The 16,734-nt window shown below is 43.0% G+C and carries 16 protein-coding genes and 1 pseudogene; 3 read left to right on the forward strand and 14 right to left on the reverse strand.

Going from position 1 to position 16,734, the window contains the following annotated elements; translation table 11 throughout:
* Positions 1–167: 167 nt before the first annotated feature.
* The 5 genes from ACPUYX_RS14945 to ACPUYX_RS14965 are packed head-to-tail and all read right to left on the reverse strand — an operon-like array spanning position 168 to position 5,528.
* On the reverse strand, positions 168–1,751 hold the full coding sequence (locus ACPUYX_RS14945) for a ClC family H(+)/Cl(-) exchange transporter (RefSeq protein ID WP_426380429.1): 1,584 nt from the start codon (positions 1,749–1,751) through the stop codon (positions 168–170).
* Positions 1,752–1,803: 52 nt separating this feature from the next.
* Entirely contained in the window at positions 1,804–2,925 is a 1,122-nt protein-coding gene (gene alr, locus ACPUYX_RS14950; RefSeq protein WP_426380514.1) for an alanine racemase, read from the reverse strand.
* A gap of 21 nt (positions 2,926–2,946) precedes the next feature.
* A complete protein-coding gene (locus tag ACPUYX_RS14955; protein WP_426380515.1) occupies positions 2,947–4,518 on the reverse strand; it encodes an NAD(P)H-hydrate dehydratase in 1,572 nt (523 codons plus the stop codon).
* A gap of 36 nt (positions 4,519–4,554) precedes the next feature.
* Positions 4,555–4,911 (reverse strand): holo-ACP synthase, encoded by a 357-nt coding sequence (locus tag ACPUYX_RS14960; RefSeq protein ID WP_426380430.1) that lies wholly within the window; start codon positions 4,909–4,911, stop codon positions 4,555–4,557.
* 14 nt (positions 4,912–4,925) lie between these two features.
* Complete coding sequence (locus tag ACPUYX_RS14965; protein WP_426380431.1) at positions 4,926–5,528, reverse strand: TrkA C-terminal domain-containing protein; 603 nt, start codon at positions 5,526–5,528, stop codon at positions 4,926–4,928.
* 158 nt (positions 5,529–5,686) lie between these two features.
* Between ACPUYX_RS14965 and eam the strand changes: the two genes are divergently transcribed.
* Both eam and ACPUYX_RS14975 read left to right on the forward strand, forming a co-directional pair.
* Positions 5,687–6,937, forward strand: coding sequence for a glutamate 2,3-aminomutase (eam, locus tag ACPUYX_RS14970; RefSeq protein WP_426380432.1), 1,251 nt, complete (start codon positions 5,687–5,689; stop codon positions 6,935–6,937).
* A gap of 80 nt (positions 6,938–7,017) precedes the next feature.
* Complete coding sequence (locus ACPUYX_RS14975; RefSeq protein WP_426380433.1) at positions 7,018–7,203, forward strand: hypothetical protein; 186 nt, start codon at positions 7,018–7,020, stop codon at positions 7,201–7,203.
* A gap of 96 nt (positions 7,204–7,299) precedes the next feature.
* Here the strand turns inward: ACPUYX_RS14975 and ACPUYX_RS14980 are convergent, their stop codons facing one another.
* The 4 genes from ACPUYX_RS14980 to ACPUYX_RS14995 form a co-directional block, all read right to left on the reverse strand.
* Positions 7,300–8,226 (reverse strand): TIGR01212 family radical SAM protein, encoded by a 927-nt coding sequence (locus tag ACPUYX_RS14980; RefSeq protein WP_426380434.1) that lies wholly within the window; start codon positions 8,224–8,226, stop codon positions 7,300–7,302.
* Positions 8,226–8,621: a VOC family protein gene (locus ACPUYX_RS14985; RefSeq protein WP_426380435.1), complete on the reverse strand. Its 396-nt coding sequence runs from the start codon at positions 8,619–8,621 to the stop codon at positions 8,226–8,228. The genes ACPUYX_RS14980 and ACPUYX_RS14985 overlap by 1 nt, the downstream gene beginning before the upstream one ends.
* A 21-nt stretch (positions 8,622–8,642) precedes the next feature.
* On the reverse strand, positions 8,643–9,827 hold the full coding sequence (locus ACPUYX_RS14990) for a DVU0298 family protein (protein WP_426380436.1): 1,185 nt from the start codon (positions 9,825–9,827) through the stop codon (positions 8,643–8,645).
* A 153-nt stretch (positions 9,828–9,980) separates the two neighbouring features.
* Positions 9,981–10,196: a tautomerase family protein gene (locus ACPUYX_RS14995; protein WP_088227996.1), complete on the reverse strand. Its 216-nt coding sequence runs from the start codon at positions 10,194–10,196 to the stop codon at positions 9,981–9,983.
* 353 nt (positions 10,197–10,549) lie between these two features.
* Here ACPUYX_RS14995 and ACPUYX_RS15000 point away from each other — a divergent pair.
* Positions 10,550–10,903: pseudogene (locus tag ACPUYX_RS15000) on the forward strand (TrmO family methyltransferase domain-containing protein); the annotation flags it as partial.
* A gap of 138 nt (positions 10,904–11,041) precedes the next feature.
* Here ACPUYX_RS15000 and ACPUYX_RS15005 read toward each other — a convergent pair.
* The 5 genes from ACPUYX_RS15005 to ACPUYX_RS15025 form a co-directional block, all read right to left on the reverse strand.
* Complete coding sequence (locus ACPUYX_RS15005; RefSeq protein ID WP_426380516.1) at positions 11,042–11,461, reverse strand: hypothetical protein; 420 nt, start codon at positions 11,459–11,461, stop codon at positions 11,042–11,044.
* A 98-nt stretch (positions 11,462–11,559) separates the two neighbouring features.
* Positions 11,560–13,428, reverse strand: a complete 1,869-nt coding sequence (locus tag ACPUYX_RS15010; protein ID WP_426380437.1) for an ABC transporter ATP-binding protein — start codon at positions 13,426–13,428, stop codon at positions 11,560–11,562.
* A complete protein-coding gene (locus tag ACPUYX_RS15015) occupies positions 13,425–15,152 on the reverse strand; it encodes an ABC transporter ATP-binding protein (RefSeq protein ID WP_426380438.1) in 1,728 nt (575 codons plus the stop codon). The genes ACPUYX_RS15010 and ACPUYX_RS15015 overlap by 4 nt, the downstream gene beginning before the upstream one ends.
* 28 nt (positions 15,153–15,180) lie before the next feature.
* Entirely contained in the window at positions 15,181–15,639 is a 459-nt protein-coding gene (locus tag ACPUYX_RS15020) for a MarR family transcriptional regulator (RefSeq protein WP_426380439.1), read from the reverse strand.
* A 193-nt stretch (positions 15,640–15,832) separates the two neighbouring features.
* Positions 15,833–16,636, reverse strand: a complete 804-nt coding sequence (locus ACPUYX_RS15025; RefSeq protein ID WP_426380440.1) for a manganese catalase family protein — start codon at positions 16,634–16,636, stop codon at positions 15,833–15,835.
* Positions 16,637–16,734 lie beyond the last annotated feature (98 nt).

Here is a 16,734-nt window from a genome sequence, read left to right on the forward strand (position 1 = left end):
CTATGTGGAATTATGCCATTATAATTCCTTTTATACCTATTTGTCCCAGAACACACCTTCGTTTAGGAGCTTGCTCCGAAAAAGGCAAAAGGCTCACTTTCGGGGTAAGCCTTCTGCATTTTCTTTAACTTTTTTTAACTTTCTTTAACTTTCATTCACTGATTAAATTACAATTCACAACTTCCGACCAGTGGATTTAAGGCATCATTAATTTTAGAGACTTTGTCATCATTTGTCAGAACAACTAAATAATCACCTGGGTAAATCACGGTGTCCCCTTTGGGTATAATCTCCTCTTCTCCGCGTTTAACGGATACAAGCAAACAATGAGCCGGCCATTTAATCTCTTTAATTTGTTTGCCGTCCAGCATAGATCCCATACAGACGGCAAATTCTAAGATTGATTTGGTTTTTCCATTGCCAATTATTTTGTGATGCCCTTCTTTCTGCAGGAACTTTTCAAGTAAGGATTCATAAATGGGTTTAGAACCCAAAAAGTCGGCTACGATATAAGCTGTTATACATACCACCGATAGGGATAGCAAATGAGTAAACGATCCTGTCATTTCAGTAATTAAAATTGTCCCTGTGATAGGGGCTCTAACGATAGCAGTAAAATACCCCGCCATAGCAAGAATGATAAAATTATTGACATACGTGCTATTAAGATGAAAGAGGCCGACAACAGCAAGTCCGTAGATATTTCCTATAATTGCCCCAATCGCAAGAAGCGGAAGGAAAATCCCGCCCGGTGCACCCGATCCGTAACAAATCATTGTGAAGAAAAACTTAGCGACTATCAGAACCACTAAAAGTTTCAGCGTAAAATTACCCTGCGCAACAAGGGCAGTAATCAACTCGTGGCCTCCGCCCAAAACCTGCGGCAGGAAAAAGCCTAAGACTATGGATACCAGCAAAGGAATAATGACCCAAAATGTCTTAGGCAGCCAGCATTGCCCGGCATAGAGATCCTGGGTCTTAAGCAGAGTTACATTGAAGGCAACACCTAAAACACCAATAATAATTCCCAAAATAATTATAAATAAATAATAATGCAAAGGAAAATCGTGCAAGTTGGTAAAATTCAGAACCGGTTTTAAACCAAAAAATTCACTCGTGACAAAATCAGCAGATAAGGCCGCAGATAAAGCCGGCAGCAATATTAAGGGAGAAAAGTTTTTGTGAACCTCTTCCAAAGCAAACATAACGCCTGCCAAAGGCGCACTGAAGGCAGCCGCAAGTCCTGCGCTCGCTCCGCTGGTGATTAGATATTTCTCTTCTATATTAATTCGCTTCAGTACTTTGCTGAAACCTTGTCCGACGGCCGCCCCTAATTGAACGGATGGACCTTCTCGACCCATTGAAAGTCCGGCTCCGATCGCTAAAACTCCACCTATGAATTTCCCAATGATCACTTTCCACCAGGTCATGGAGAGCTTTCTTAACAAAACCCCTTCAACTTGAGGGATACCACTCCCGCTTATCATAGGTTCATTCTTGACTAACAAACCAACAATATAGCCAATCAAAATCAGAACTCCCACCCAAACAGGAAGGAGCACTGGTTTGGCAACGATCGCATCATAAATTTGAGTTAATAAAATTCCTGCCCGTTCAAGAAGAAATCGGTATAGCACTATGATAAACCCGGTAATGATTCCAATACCCAATCCTTCATAGACTAATTTCAACCTGAAACTACTCCAATGTAATAAGCTATTATGAGTACTATGTTTATTACTACTAGTCATATACAATTCCCTCTCATTATCTTACGTGAAAAATCTTACGTGAAAACCCTTACTAATCATTCCCTATGGGATCAAGATAAATCCTCGGAACTCGCTTGGAAATCCCACAAACGACTTCATAACTTATCGTTCCCAGCCATTCTGCCATCTCCGTGGCCGTTATTTGTTCATAACCGTCTTTCCCCAAAATCGTAACCACATCGCCAACTTTTACGCCCTGAATCTTGGTAACTTCAAGCATTGTTTGGTCCATGCAAACCCTGCCGATAATTGTTGAACGCCGCCCATGAATCAGCATTTCCCCATAATTCGAAAGCGACCTTCTCAGCCCATCCGCATATCCCAAGGGAATGGTCGCAACTGTTGTTGGATAGGCTGCCTGGAAGGTGCGGCCATAGCTTACGGTTTCCCCGGTTTTAATTTTTTTTACATGAGATACTTGGGCTTTCCAAGACATTACCGGTTCTAAGCCCACATTACCTCCCACTTGAGAAGACGGAACCAGACCGTACATACCTATACCGGGACGAACAAGCTCAAAATGAGCTTCCGGGAATTGCAGAATGGCTGCAGTGTTAGCAGTATGCCTAATGGGAATTTTCAATCCCGCTTCTTTAAGTTTATCATAGAGAAGCTGGAATCGTTTGAGCTGCTCTCTCGCGAAGGTCAGATCTTTTTGATCGGACGTTGCGAAGTGAGTAAAAATCCCTTCAATAAATAAATTAGGTAAAGCAGCAACCTTCATAATTTCAGAAAAATCAGTATCACGAAATCCGATTCGGCCCATTCCCGTATCGATTTTTAAGTGTAATCTTGCCCTGCGATTAAATTTTACAGCTGCTTCAGAAAGAGCACGTGCCTGAGACAAATGGAAAATTGCCGGTATTATATCCTCTTTAACAAACGTCTCCCACTGATCGCTTTCCGGTGCCCCAATGACCATGACATCGAGCTCAGGAAATGCCGCTTTTATTTCTAAGGCCTCCTGCAGAATTGCCACACCAAAACGCTTGGCTCCACAACTCATCAGGGTCTTCACCACCGGGATTGCACCATGCCCATATGCATCTGCTTTAATTATGGGCATCATTTCACTTTGTGTATACGTCTGAAGTTTGTAATAATTTTCTTTTAAAGCCTGTAAATTCACTTCAGCCCATACATGTCGCACTATTGATCTCCTCCTCTATCCCTTTTAGCCCAGCTTCAATTCTAGAGAGCGCCGAACTTTAGGTAACTGGTCTGCAACTTCAGAGGCCAAAAAGCCAGACCATCCATACTCTTCGGCCAGATCATCCGCTGCTTTTCCATGTAAATAAACACCTAAGCAAGCGGCCTCCAGAGGTGATACGCCTTGGGCCAACCAGGCCAGAATACTTCCAGTAAGAACATCACCGGTACCCCCTGTCCCAAGCCCGGGATTTCCGGTTGGGTTAAAAAAGGCCCGCCCATCCGGTGAAGCAACAATAGTCACTGAACCCTTTAGTACCACAACGGCTTCCCACTCAGCAGCTTTTGTCAACGCTAAATCTAACCGGTTGCTCTCAACATCGGCAACTGTGCATTGACATAGCCTTGCCATTTCGCCGGGATGTGGGGTAAGTATCAGCGGTCCTCGTCCGTTTCTGACTTCAATCAGGCTAAGCTCCCCTGCCAATATATTCAAGGCATCGGCATCCAAGACAACTGGACAAGTTATAGTTCTTAAAATTTCCTCAAGAACAAGCACAAATCCAGGATTTTGGGCAAGCCCCGGGCCGATAGCCAAGGCCTGAGCCTTTTCTGCCTGCCTTGCTATGGCCTCCCAAGATTCTTCGTTAAGACTATCCCCTCCCTGGGCAGGCCAAACAGTCGCCTCTGTGATACTAGCATCTACATCTTCCGCGATTGCTTGAGGAGTAACGATTTGCAGTAAGCCTATGCCGCTGCGCAAAGCACCCCGCCCGGCCAGAACAGCTGCACCGCTCATTCCCTTGGACCCTGCAACAAGTACACCTTTACCATGAGTTCCTTTGTGTCCTTTAAAGTGGCGAATGGGAAGCATCTCTCTTATTGTATCATCGGTTAAAACATATGTAGAGATACTCTCATCCTCCAGAAACGCTTCCGGAATAGAAATCGGATCAACGGCAACTCGTCCGCAATAATTAGGGCCTTCTCCTAAAAAAAGTCCCCACTTCGGCAGCCCAAACGTTACTGTTATTTGGGCGCGGATAGCTGTCCGATAAACCTTGCCCGTATTGGCTTCAACTCCACTGGGAATATCGACAGACACTACACAGGCTGAAACATTGTTTACCTCATTAACATACTCTTCGATCAAACTCGGTAAAGCTCCGCGCAGGCCTATGCCATAAAGAGCATCGACAATAACATCAGCTTGGGCCAAAGCAAAACGTGCCACAAGCCGCTGCTTTTCTCCTTCGATAATAAAGAGTTTACCCGTCGTACCTTGGAAAAGGCGCAAATTAAGAGCAGCATCTCCTTTGAGTTGCTCTGGCCCGGAAAATAATAAGACCGTAACATCCATCCCTTGCAGCACTAAATGACGGGCAACGGCCAAGCCATCTCCACCGTTATTTCCCTTACCTACTAAAATCACCGCTTTTAAGCCAGACAAATCTCCTTCATTCTGAACAAGACAACGACGGATTTCCTCAACAACAGCCCAAGCTGCATTCTCCATTAAGAGCATACTTGGTATGCCATATTGTTGAATAGCCCGTTGTTCAATCTGCCGCATTTGTTCAGTGTTGACCACGCGCACTTCTTTCACCTCGCTTTTCCTTTGTGTCCCTTTACCCTAACTCAAGATCGCAAAGGCTATAGCTTGGGTTCGGTTATGGGACAAACTCACCCTAATTTGCGAGCCCCCTCTTTCCTTAAGCAGAGTCATTGCTTTGTAACTAAGAAGGACAAGAGGCTCGCCGCTTGGTTCTGTCATGATTTGGACATCATGCCATGATAGGCCTCTTAGACCTGTTCCCAATGTTTTTAGGATAGCCTCCTTAGCAGCAAAACGTGCCGCATAGCTTTGTATCCCCTTGCCTACTAGACTTTCTCGTTCTTGTCTCGTAAAAAGTCTTTCTGTTAATCCGGGTTGACGTTCCAAAGCCTTCGCCACTCGTTCAATTTCGATAATATCTACACCAGGATACATGACTCTACCCCATATCACATAATTAACTCTTGTAATCTCATTTGTCCTTCTGCTGATCCTGCTGCCAGTAAAACATCCTCGGCGCGCAGGACAAAGCTCGCCTCGGGGGAAAACTGTTCCAACCCATCTCGCACGACAGCAATTATCGTTGTCCCTGTGCGTTCCCGAATCCTTAATTCACGTAACGTTTTCCCGACAGCTGGGGAATTTTTGCCCACCTCAATCTCGCCTACGTCTAACCAGCGCGACATAATGCGGTCTACATATCCTTGCAGCTTATTGAGATGGCTTTCTATTTTCAGATCATTTTCCCGCCTCTGATCCATCAGTTTCTTGAGATCTTCGAGAAAGATCTGGATTTCTCCTTTTTGATTAAACGATCTTACGAATTTCTCTGCCATTGCTTTCGAGGTAACGGTAATTCCTACCCCTTGGTTAACAACAACAACACCCACATTTTGCAGAATAGCAATTGCTCTGCGGACTGTTTCCGGAGAAACGTTATAACGGCCCGCTAACGTTGAGCGGCCATGGATTTTTTCTCCTTCGTGATACTCTCCCATCATGATAGCATGAGCAATGTCCATGGCTATCTCTTGATAACGAGCTTGTTCCAACTTCTTTCCACCCCTTAAATTATATAATCTATTATAACATAGCCAACTTCAGGAGGCATCATGCTCTTGACTACTAACAACTTTAATGATAATATTAGGTTGTTAGTAGTCAAGCGCGCTTCGACCTCGTCTACCTACACTGCAGGGAGGGATTCTTGATGGCCGTACAACTGAATAATTCGCCGAATACGAATCGTCAATTTTCGTTACGGCGAGCAACTGAGCTTAAACAGAAGATTGCCCCTTATCTTGAAAAATGCCACTCGATCCCTACAGGTTTTTCAAGTGCTGAGCTGATTCAACAACGTCGTAATCACATCTTAAATTATTTTAAGGCATCAGATCAAGACTGGGAGAATTGGCACTGGCAAATAAAACATCGTATCCAAAATACAGATATTCTAAGCGCCCTATTCCCTCAGTTGTCTATTGAACAATGTGCAGAAATCAAACATATAGGAAGAAGTTTCCGTTGGGCCATATCCCCTTATTATCTTAGCCTCATGGATATTACCGATGCTCAAGACCCCATTCGCTTACAGGGTCTGCCTTCTTTTGCAGAACTCAGTGATGATTTCGGAGAGGAAGACCCTATGGGAGAAGCTCTTACCAATCCCGCCCCGTGCATTACTCGGAGATACCCCGATCGTTTAATTATTAATGTCACAAACATGTGTGCCATGTATTGCCGCCACTGTCAACGCCGCCGCAACATCGGAGAAACCGATTCCCATGCTAAAATCGCAGACCTGAAGGCTGCTTTGGGATATATTCGGGCCAACCCTGAAATAAGGGACGTTTTAATCACAGGAGGAGATGCTCTGCTTTTGAGTAATCAAACTCTTAACTGGCTACTCGGTGAACTTCATTCGATTCCCCATGTTGAGATCAAACGCCTCGGTACTCGAGTCCCCGTAACCCTTCCCATGCGCATTAATGATGATTTATGTTCAATCTTAGCAAAATATCCGCCGATCTACATCAATACTCAGTTCAATCATCCCCAGGAAGTCACCGCAGAAGCTAAAAAGGCAGCAGACAAACTTATAGCTGCCGGTGTGGTTTTGGGAAATCAGGCTGTATTACTCAAAGGGATTAATCATCAGCCGGAAATTATGAAGAAGCTTAATCAGGAACTTCTTAAAATACGAATCCGGCCTTACTATATCTTTCATGCCAAAAATGTCAAGGGAACACGTCATTTTGTACCAAGAATTCAAGATGGGCTCGCAGTTATGAGGCACTTAAGAGGGTATACTTCAGGTCTCGCAGTGCCAACCTATATCATAAATGCTCCTAAGGGCGGAGGCAAAACCCCTGTCCTGCCCCAATATTTAGTATCTCTTAAAGAAAACCATGCCGTTTTGAAAACTTGGGAAGGCAAACTCATCCATTACGATACCCCTTAAAGATAATCTTAGTGTTAATGGAACTTTTGATTTTTCCCTTTATTAATTTAATAGAATTTTGCGAGAGGAGCGTATGTACCATGAATGAACGCCTTAACAATGAAGAAATTTTGCAGAGAATTCTTAAAACCAATTCAGATGTGCAGCGTTACTTGGACCTGGCTCCCAGCTATAAACCATCTCTAAAACAAACCATCAAATCACGAGAAACTTCTCAGTATAAAATTCCTCCTGTAAAATTTCTGAGGACAACGTTAAAACCTTAGTTGTCCTTGAAATCTTCTCTTTCTCCTTCTCTTTCTTCTGTAAGGTAACCCTGACGGGTTGCCTCTTTTTTTGCAATCGTTTCTGTACTCTATTATTCAGGGATTGCCTTCGTTTGCCTTCTTTCCTTGCCAGGTATCCCGCTCCATGAGCTTTGCATCAATAGCGTTGAGCACCTCCCATTTTTTGCGGCTCCAAAGCGGCCCGATTAAATCATCAGGAGGCCCATCTCCGGTTAAACGATGAATTATCATCTGTGGAGGCAAAATTTCTAAAATATTAACAACCAGTGAAACGTAATCTTCTTTCGACATCAAGTCGAAAGGATGAGTCTCATAAAAAGCGGCTAAAGGTGTTCCCTTTAAAACATGAAGCAGATGAATCTTCAGCCCTTGCAGAGGCAGGTCAGCAACCGCCATGGCCGTTTCCATCATTTCTTCTTTTGATTCTCCCGGCAGGCCCAGAATAATGTGGGCACATACTCGAATCCCTCTCGAATGCAATCGTTCAAGACCACGGAGGAATTGCTCATAATCATGCCCCCGCCCAATGAACTCCAATGTACGATCATGGATAGATTGCAATCCCAATTCGACCCATAAATAAGTTCGCTGATTTAATTCATCCAAGTAATTAATTACCTCATCAGAAAGGCAGTCCGGTCTTGTTGAGATGGATAGCCCCACAACCCCTTCCTCCTCGAGGGAACCTTCATACAACTCCCGCAACCGTTCAATAGGGGCATAGGTATTCGTAAATGCCTGGAAGTACGCCAAGTACTTAGCCTTCGGCCATTTTTTTTTCATTCGTTCCTTTACTTCGGAGAACTGAGCGTGAATTGATAACTCCTGCCGGCCTGCAAAGTCACCAGACCCCCGTTCACTGCAATAGATACAGCCTTTTCGTCCCAGAGTCCCATCCCGATTAGGGCAGGTGAAACCGGCATCTAAGGAAACTTTAAAAACTTTTTCACCAAATCTTTCACGCAAATGTTTATTAAATGTTACATATCTTTTTTCAGGCATTATAATTCCATTCTTCGTTCTTGATAAAGTTCAAGTTTTTCTCCGCTGGGACCACGGAAAAAGAAATTATACCGTCCTTCACCCAAGGACATCGGTTCCTTCGAGGGCAACTCAACATGATGTTCTTGTAAGTGTTTAATCCCTTGGAAAATATCTTCTACCCGAAGTGCTAAATGATTGACAACTCCATCTTCAAACCTTCGGTTATCAACTACTTCAACTAGCTCAATAACAGTATTGCCTAATTCCAAGAAAACCAATTCAGCCGCTCCGGGCTTAATTCGCTGTATTAATTTGAAGCCCAGCACTTCTCTATAAAATTGAAGGGCCTTCTCTATATCCAAGGCTTTTATCCCAATGTGTGCTGCCCCGGTAAACAAAATGGCGTTTTCCAACAAGCAACCCTCCTACCTTCACTAGCGCCTTACACCTTCTAGTTCTAAAAGTCTTTGCTTAATATCCAAGCCTCCGGCATATCCTGTTAAAGATCCATTTTTGCCGATGACCCGATGACAAGGAACGATAATTCCAATTGGGTTACAATGATTAGCCATTCCGACGGCTCTTTGCCCTTGCGGATTTCCAACGCTTACGGCTAGTTCACCGTAACTTCTTGTCTCGCCATAAGGTATACGCTGAAGTTCTTCCCACACTTTCTGCTGGAAAGGAGTTCCTTTGGAATGAATAGGGATGGAGAATTGACGGCGAGTCCCCTCAAAATACTCCTTCAACTCTTGAATTGCCCTGCTGTTTGGCTCACGCCTCCGAATCAGAAACGATCCCGGAAACCAGCGCGAAACCCAACTTTGAAGCTCTTTTTCTTCAGTCTCAGACGAACCGAGACTCAGCCAGCAGACTCCTTCCGCAGAAGAGGCGATGGTCAATTCAGTCTCAAGATCCCTAATTGTAACCTTTTTCGTCCAAAATGAAATCACCGAGGCTCGCCAAAGATCAGAAATGTGGTACGTTCTAACCTCTCCGTTTTGATAAAATTCTAACAAACCTTGGTCCTTTTTTAGCCCTAAATCCATTTCTTCTGAAACTTTCCATTTCGGCCCTGATTCGCGGTAAAGGGGGATAAGTTCCTGGAAAGGCTTCATTAACATATAAATAAAGGCAGCTAATCCCCGTGTCAAAGGCTCTTCAGACTGCAAAAAAGGTTTTATCCGTTCATCCAGGGGTTCTACCAAGTGCGGAGCATTCTGAGCCATTTGCCCTAAGCCCCACAAAACACCATCTCTTAAACTGTCATCTTCCAATAGCCCCGACAACATCCAATTAAACTTTCCGCAGGTTACCGGACAATGAGCAATAATACTGCCAATGGCTTCCGAAGAATTCCAGGCTGTTCCTCCTGACTCATCATTGAGCATCCAAAAATACCGTCGCAGAATCTCCACAGCAACCTTTTTCTCATCCTGCTCAAGTGCATGAGTTACCACTCCTAAGGCTTCAACTGCCCGCCAAAATATGAGCCCGTCTTTAACATAAATTCTTGCCATAAGCTGCCGAAGGATATTCCTATTCTCTTTCGCCAGGCTAATAAGTTTCTCCCAATCCCGGTTTTCCAATGTGTGTTCTACATCTCTCTTAGTAGGCATTGGACACCTTCTTTCACGATTAGATTTCCCGTCCCTGACTCACTTTGCGTTTAATGTTATTAAAAATCATCTTACCATAAGTGAATTCAGAATAAAACTAACCCTATCAAGGAAAGAAGCGGCCTCCAACAGCCGCTTTCATTTTACATTGATTTAGTCTTTAATTTCTTTGTATTTGTCCCAATAACCCGACTCCGTGAGGACTTCTCCTCCTACACCCATGTTGCTGTATTCATGTTCGTCGAGAGTCACCGTAAAGGCTGCCATTGGAATTCCCAAGGCTTGAGAAGCCGCTTGACTCATACCATGTATTAAACTCCTCTTCTGATCCATGGTTAAAATCGGGCCGTCAAAATTGATCATTGGCATATCAAATCACCTCTGCTAAAATCTTTCTACCTCTCATAAAATTCCCGATAAAAGGTCAAAACATGTAGACATTTATAAATTTTTGTTTCAGTAAGATCCAGAAGAAGGAAATTCTTCGCCCATGTCGAATAGCATTATTAAGTTATAAGTTAAGTAAACTCGTACATTGTCAATGTTTATTTGAGATAGAACGTACATACAACTAATCATCTTCAGATATTAAATATAGGAATTAGATATAAAGAAAGGCCACGGAGGTCGATCGATAGGATCCTCTTTGGTCTTTTTTAAAATCCTAAAATCCAATGGTCTTAGGAATAATAAAGAATAGTTAAAATTGAGAGGAGATCGTTATGGACATTAATTATCAACCCATTGGAACCATTCATACCCCTTATTTCTCCTTTAATGCCCCCCATCAATCTCTCCCTGACGCGCCTGGTGATTTCTGGATCACTTTAAATCCGGAGTATGCCGGGGCCCTAAAATCCTTAGATAGTTTTAACTATGTCTATGTCCTTTATCATCTCGATCAAGTAAACTCTCCGCTAGAATTATTAACCCATTCTCCTTGGGCACCGGAACTTGAAATTGGCCTCTTTGCCAGCCGATCCCCCAACAGGCCTAACCCCATTGGTTTAAGCATTGTCAAGATTAAAGAAATCCAGGGCAACGAGATCATTATTTCGGGAATTGACGCCTTTAACGGAACTCCCTTACTTGACATTAAACCTTACATTCAATTTAGAGACAATGTTGAAGATGCCAATAACGGCTGGTTCGATTCCCTTCCGGATAAAGACCATACGATTGCCCATGCCCTTGGCCGCCCACACCACCACGATTCAGAGGATGGGCATGATCATGAACACAGCCATGGACATGTCCATAGCCATAACCATGACCACGACCATGACCACAACCACGACCATGACCATAACTATGACCACAACCACGACCACGACCATGACCACAACCACAACCACGACCACGACCACGACCATGACCACAACCACAACCACGACCATGACCACAACCACAACCACGACCATGACCACAACCACAACCACGACCATGACCATGACCATAACCATGACCATAACCATGACCATAACCATCATCATCATGATCATAATCATAGCCACTATCGCTTCCGTAGTGAACATAACGACTAAAGAAGAGTGCACAATGGGGATAGTCCCAAAACGAATTTGTAATGACAATTTGCTCAAGTATTTTAAAATCAAGGTAAGATAATAGCCCAAAAGGCGTTAAAAGCGTCCTCTTGGGCTTGTTTTTCTGACTATTATTTTCCGGAAGCCGTTTTGCAGCAGTACTTTCTTACTAATTTCCTTCTTGAATTTTAAACCACCTCATGATCCAAGTCCGCTCCGCTGAACTGGCTATTATACAAATCTGCGTAAAAGCCTTTCTGTTCCAAAAGCTCTCCATGATTACCCATTTCAATAATTCTCCCATGATTCATAACAAGAATCACATCAGCATCGCGAATCGTCGATAACCGATGGGCAATAACAAAACTCGTTCTTCCCTTCATCAGTTCTGTCATAGCCTTTTGGATATAGACCTCGGTTCTTGAGTCAACACTGCTCGTAGCTTCGTCTAAAATCAAGATAGCCGGGTTTGCCAAAATCGCTCGGGCAATTGTAAGTAGTTGCTTTTGCCCTTGAGAAATATTTGAGGCTTCTTCATTCAAGATGGTCATATACCCATCAGGCAGAGTTTTTATAAAATGATCAGCATGGGCTGCTTTTGCCGCCATAATAACTTCTTCCTCGCTTGCCCCCTCACGTCCATAGGCAATGTTCTCCAAAATAGTTCCATTAAATAACCATGTATCCTGCAGCACCATACCAAAGATATTGCGAAGTTCCCCACGTTTAATATCCCGAATATCCACACCGTCAACAGTAATCTTGCCACCATCCACATCGTAAAAGCGCATGAGTAAATTCACTAAAGTAGTCTTACCTGCACCGGTCGGTCCGACAATTGCTATGGTATTTCCTTCCCGGACATCAATATTCATTTTAGTGATCAACGGTTCTTGTTCCTTATAGCTAAAATCGACATTCTCAAAACTCACATTTCCTTGAGGAAATGGTATTACTTTAGCATCCTCAGAATCAGGAATTTCTTCAACTTCATCTAATAATTCAAAAACACGCTCCGCGGAGGCAACGGTTGATTGAATAATATTGGCAATGTTCGCAGTCTGCACAATTGGCATGGTAAACTGACGGGAGTATTGAATAAAGGCTTGAACGTCTCCAATATTAATTCGGCCATGGGTAACGAAAATTCCCCCAACTACACTGACAATGACATATCCTAAGTTACTGACAAATCGCATAAGGGGCATGATGATTCCAGAGATAAATTGAGCTTTCCACCCCGCATCATAAAGTCTATCATTAATTTCCTTAAAGGTTTCAATAGACTTACGCTCATGACCAAAGGCTTTGATGATAATATGACCGGTGAACATTTCCTCCACATGGCCGTTCAGTTCTCCTAATGACTTTTGTTGAGCAGCAAAAAACCTTTGTGAGTGTTTGGCAATCATCGAAGTGACTAAAATATAGAGAGGCAGAGTCAAGAGAACAATTAGGGTGAGCAAAGGACTGATCGTCAACATCATAACGATGACCCCAATAATTGTCACAACAGAAGTAATAAGTTGAGTAAGACTTTGCTGCAAGGTGTTGGCAATATTATCAACGTCATTCGTCACACGGCTTAATATTTCGCCATGAGTCCTGGCATCAAAGAACCTGAGCGGCAGCAGCGTAAGTTTTTCGTCGACGTCCTTACGCAAATTGTAAACAATTTTTTGTGCCACCCCAGCCATAATATATTGTTGAGCATAGCTGAACAAAGAGCTAAGAAGATAGAGAACTATCAGAGTCAGGACAATCCTCCAAATAGCATCAAAATTAATCTTCCCACCATTCATAATTCCATCAAACATTATCGTCGTGGCCTGGCCCATAATCTTCGGTCCCACAATACTAAATACAGTACTTAAAATGGCAAACACAACCACAAAACTGAGTTTTAGTCTCTGGGGCTTTAAATAACCCAAAAGTCTATGCAATGTTCCTTTGAAATTCCTGGCTTTTTCAATAGGTCTTCCAATAGATCCGCCAGGTCCACCTGGTCTGCCGCCCATTGGACCCGTTGGTCTTGTCATCTCTCGTTGTCTGCTCATGCTAATTCTCCCTCTGAAAGCTGTGAAGCTACAATTTCATGATAGACCTCACAAGTCGTTAACAATTCTTGATGGGTTCCTATGCCGGCAATTTGGCCATCATCAAGGACAAGAATCCTATCCGCATCCATGACGGTTGCAACTCGCTGAGCAATAATGAATACTGTAGACTCTGAGACTTCCTGTTTCAAAGCTGCTCTCAATTTGGCATCAGTCTTGAAGTCTAAGGCAGAGAAACTGTCGTCAAAGATATAAATCTCGGGCCTTTTAATTAAAGCGCGGGCAATAGACAGACGTTGCTTCTGTCCGCCTGAAACATTGGTGCCGCCTTGAGCAATGATATGATCAAACCCCTCTTCCATCCCTGCAACGAAATCCGCAGCCTGAGCAACTTGAGCAGCATGTTCCACCTCTTCCAGGGAAGCATACTCTTTGCCATATAGGATATTATCGGCAATGGTTCCGGAAAAAAGCACGGATTTCTGGGGAACAAACCCAATCTTAGCTCTTAAACCTTCTTGGCTCATTTCTCGGACATCCACTCCATCCACCAAAATCCGTCCGCTCCCAACATCGTAAAAACGCATAATTAAATTTACTAAGGTTGATTTCCCAGAGCCCGTTCCTCCAATGATTGCCGTAATCTCCCCAGGACCGGCACTAAAATTAATCTCCTTTAAGGCCGGCTGTTCCGCTCCGGGATATCGAAAAGAAACGTCCTGAAACTCAACAAATCCTTTCTTCAAAGGTACTGCCTTTGTCTTGATTGGATCTTTAACTTCCACCTCAATTTCCAAAACTTCGTTGATCCTCGCCGCAGAGGCTTGAGCACGCGGAACCGTTACAAAGAGCATCGTCATCATCAAGAAAGAAAATAGGATTTGTGTCGAATATTGAATAAAGGCCATCAGAGAACCAACTTGCATCTCACCATTATTAATACGCATTCCCCCGAACCAAATGATAGCAATCGTAGTGAAATTCATAATTAACATCATCATAGGCATTAGTACAGCCATGATCTTATTAACCTTTACGGCATTGTTCATAAGGTCCAGATTGGCATCATCAAATCTTTCTTTTTCTTTTTCGATACGATTAAAAGCTCTGATAACACGTATGCCCGTTAAATTTTCTCGCAGAACAAGATTGAGCTTGTCGAGTTTTATTTGCATCAGCTTAAAGAGAGGTATGCCTCTGGTCAGGACAATTCCGATAATGGCAAAAAGCACCGGAACCGAAACTAAGAGAACCCACGTTAAACCTGGATCCTCATGGATAGCCATGAAAATCCCGCCCAGGCAGGTAAGTGGTGCAGAAATCATCATACTTAAAATTAGAACGGAGACTTGCTGAACTTGAGTCACATCATTCGTCGTCCGGGTAATTAATGTCGCTGTACCAAGCTTGTCAAATTCCTGTAAAGAAAAGCTCTGTACTTTCGTAAAGATTCTATTTCTCAAGAGCCTGCCAAACCCTACAGCAGTTTTCGCAGAAAGAAAATTGGCGGCAACAGCACATAAAGTCCCTCCGGCTGCAATTAAAAGCATGTGTCCACCGACTTGAAATATATAACCGATGTCTTTATTTACAATCCCATGATCGACTATGTCCGCCATCAACGTTGGTAGATATAAATCTGAAAGCACTTGTACAAAAAGGAACAAAATTACGCCACAAATATAGGGTAAAAAATGTCTTAACGATTTATACAATTTAATCATGAACGTCCCCCTACCTCTTAACAATCTATCAATTATCCATTGGACATTGCTGATAATCATAAAGCAGTTTCTTTAAAAGTTCTAACCCCTCGATAATTTTCTCTTGGTCCTCCGATGTTGCTGTACTTAAAGCACCGGAGATTTTTTTGACGATTTGTTGATGTAAGCGTTGATGTATCTCTGCAAATTTTGGTGAAACACTGACATACACGACCCTTCTATCTTCCTCACTTCGCTTTCTTTCAACAAGACCCATGTTTTCCAAACGGTCAATAATCCCTGACACGGTACTGTTGGATAAGCTGAGTTTTCCACTTAATTCAGTAATCTTAAGGGTCTTTTCCTTACCCAATATTCCCATAACCATCATTTGAGGCATAGTAATGCCGCTCTCTTCAAAGACATTCCCCTTATTGTGTCTAAAAAGAATCATAATTTCTTGAAACAGCTTGGCGATTTGATAACTTTGATTAGGATTTTCCATCATCCGTACTTCCTTTGTTCACTTATTTCGTTAACGTATATTTCGGTGGCGTATATTTCGTACACGAATTATATTAATCGGTTTGCAAGTTATTGTCAACCAATTTCAAACATAAATATCATTTTAGAATATCCAAAGCACTGTCTATATATTTAAAAAACAAAGGACAGAAGCGTCCTTTGTTTTTGTTTTATAATTAATGTTGTTTCGGTGGTTGTGGTTGGGCATACTGAGGATTGTTACGGGTCTGATCCATATAACCGGGTGCCACTTCTCGTTGTCCGTTTGGCTGAGGATCTTTTCCGTACTGAGCCGGCCCACCATATTTCTCGTTAGGATTTTCTTCATAAGAAAACTCGTTTCCTTGATTCCATGGACCGCGACTATCCCCTTGGCCGGTGGACATATTCATATATTTTTTCGAGAAATCCGAATCTCTGAAGTCTTTGTTTACTCCTGATCCCTGCAGCGTTTCGATTGCTTTCATAAATGAGAAGTTATGAGACTCTTCCCGACTTAAAAGGAATCGGATCATGTCTTTAACGCCGGCGTCATCCGTTTGCTGCAGAAGACGCTCATAAATCAATTTTGCCCTCAGTTCTGCCCCGGCATTTGATGAAAGATCTGTATACAGGTCTCCCATGGAGTTGACATAGGTTGAAGTCCATGGAACACCGGCAGAATTCACGAGCAGAGGGCCTCCCCCGAGTAAAGCCATATGATTCGCCGCAAAGTCTTTGGGAATATTGTCAACTTGTCCAATGAGCATTCCCAGGGCTTCCCCCACCATCTCCAAATGACTTAATTCTTCGGCAGCAATGTCCTGCAGCAAATCCCTAATTTTCGGATCATTACAACCTAAGCTTTGAGAAAAATACTGCATAGCAGCTTTAAGTTCGCCATTGCCGCCCCCAAACTGTTCCAATAACAGCACTGCGAACCGGGGGTCAGGTCGATCAACATGAACTGTGTATTCCATATCCTTGACATGTTTAAACACCCAAATAACCTCCTTACTTTTACGATATGACTCATCTAAGTTATCTGAATTAGTATTTGTTTGTCCTAGCTGTTTTATCCTAAAAAGTTTTTATCTTG

Source organism: Desulfosporosinus sp. SYSU MS00001, assembly GCF_049943955.1.
GTDB lineage: Bacteria > Bacillota > Desulfitobacteriia > Desulfitobacteriales > Desulfitobacteriaceae > Desulfosporosinus.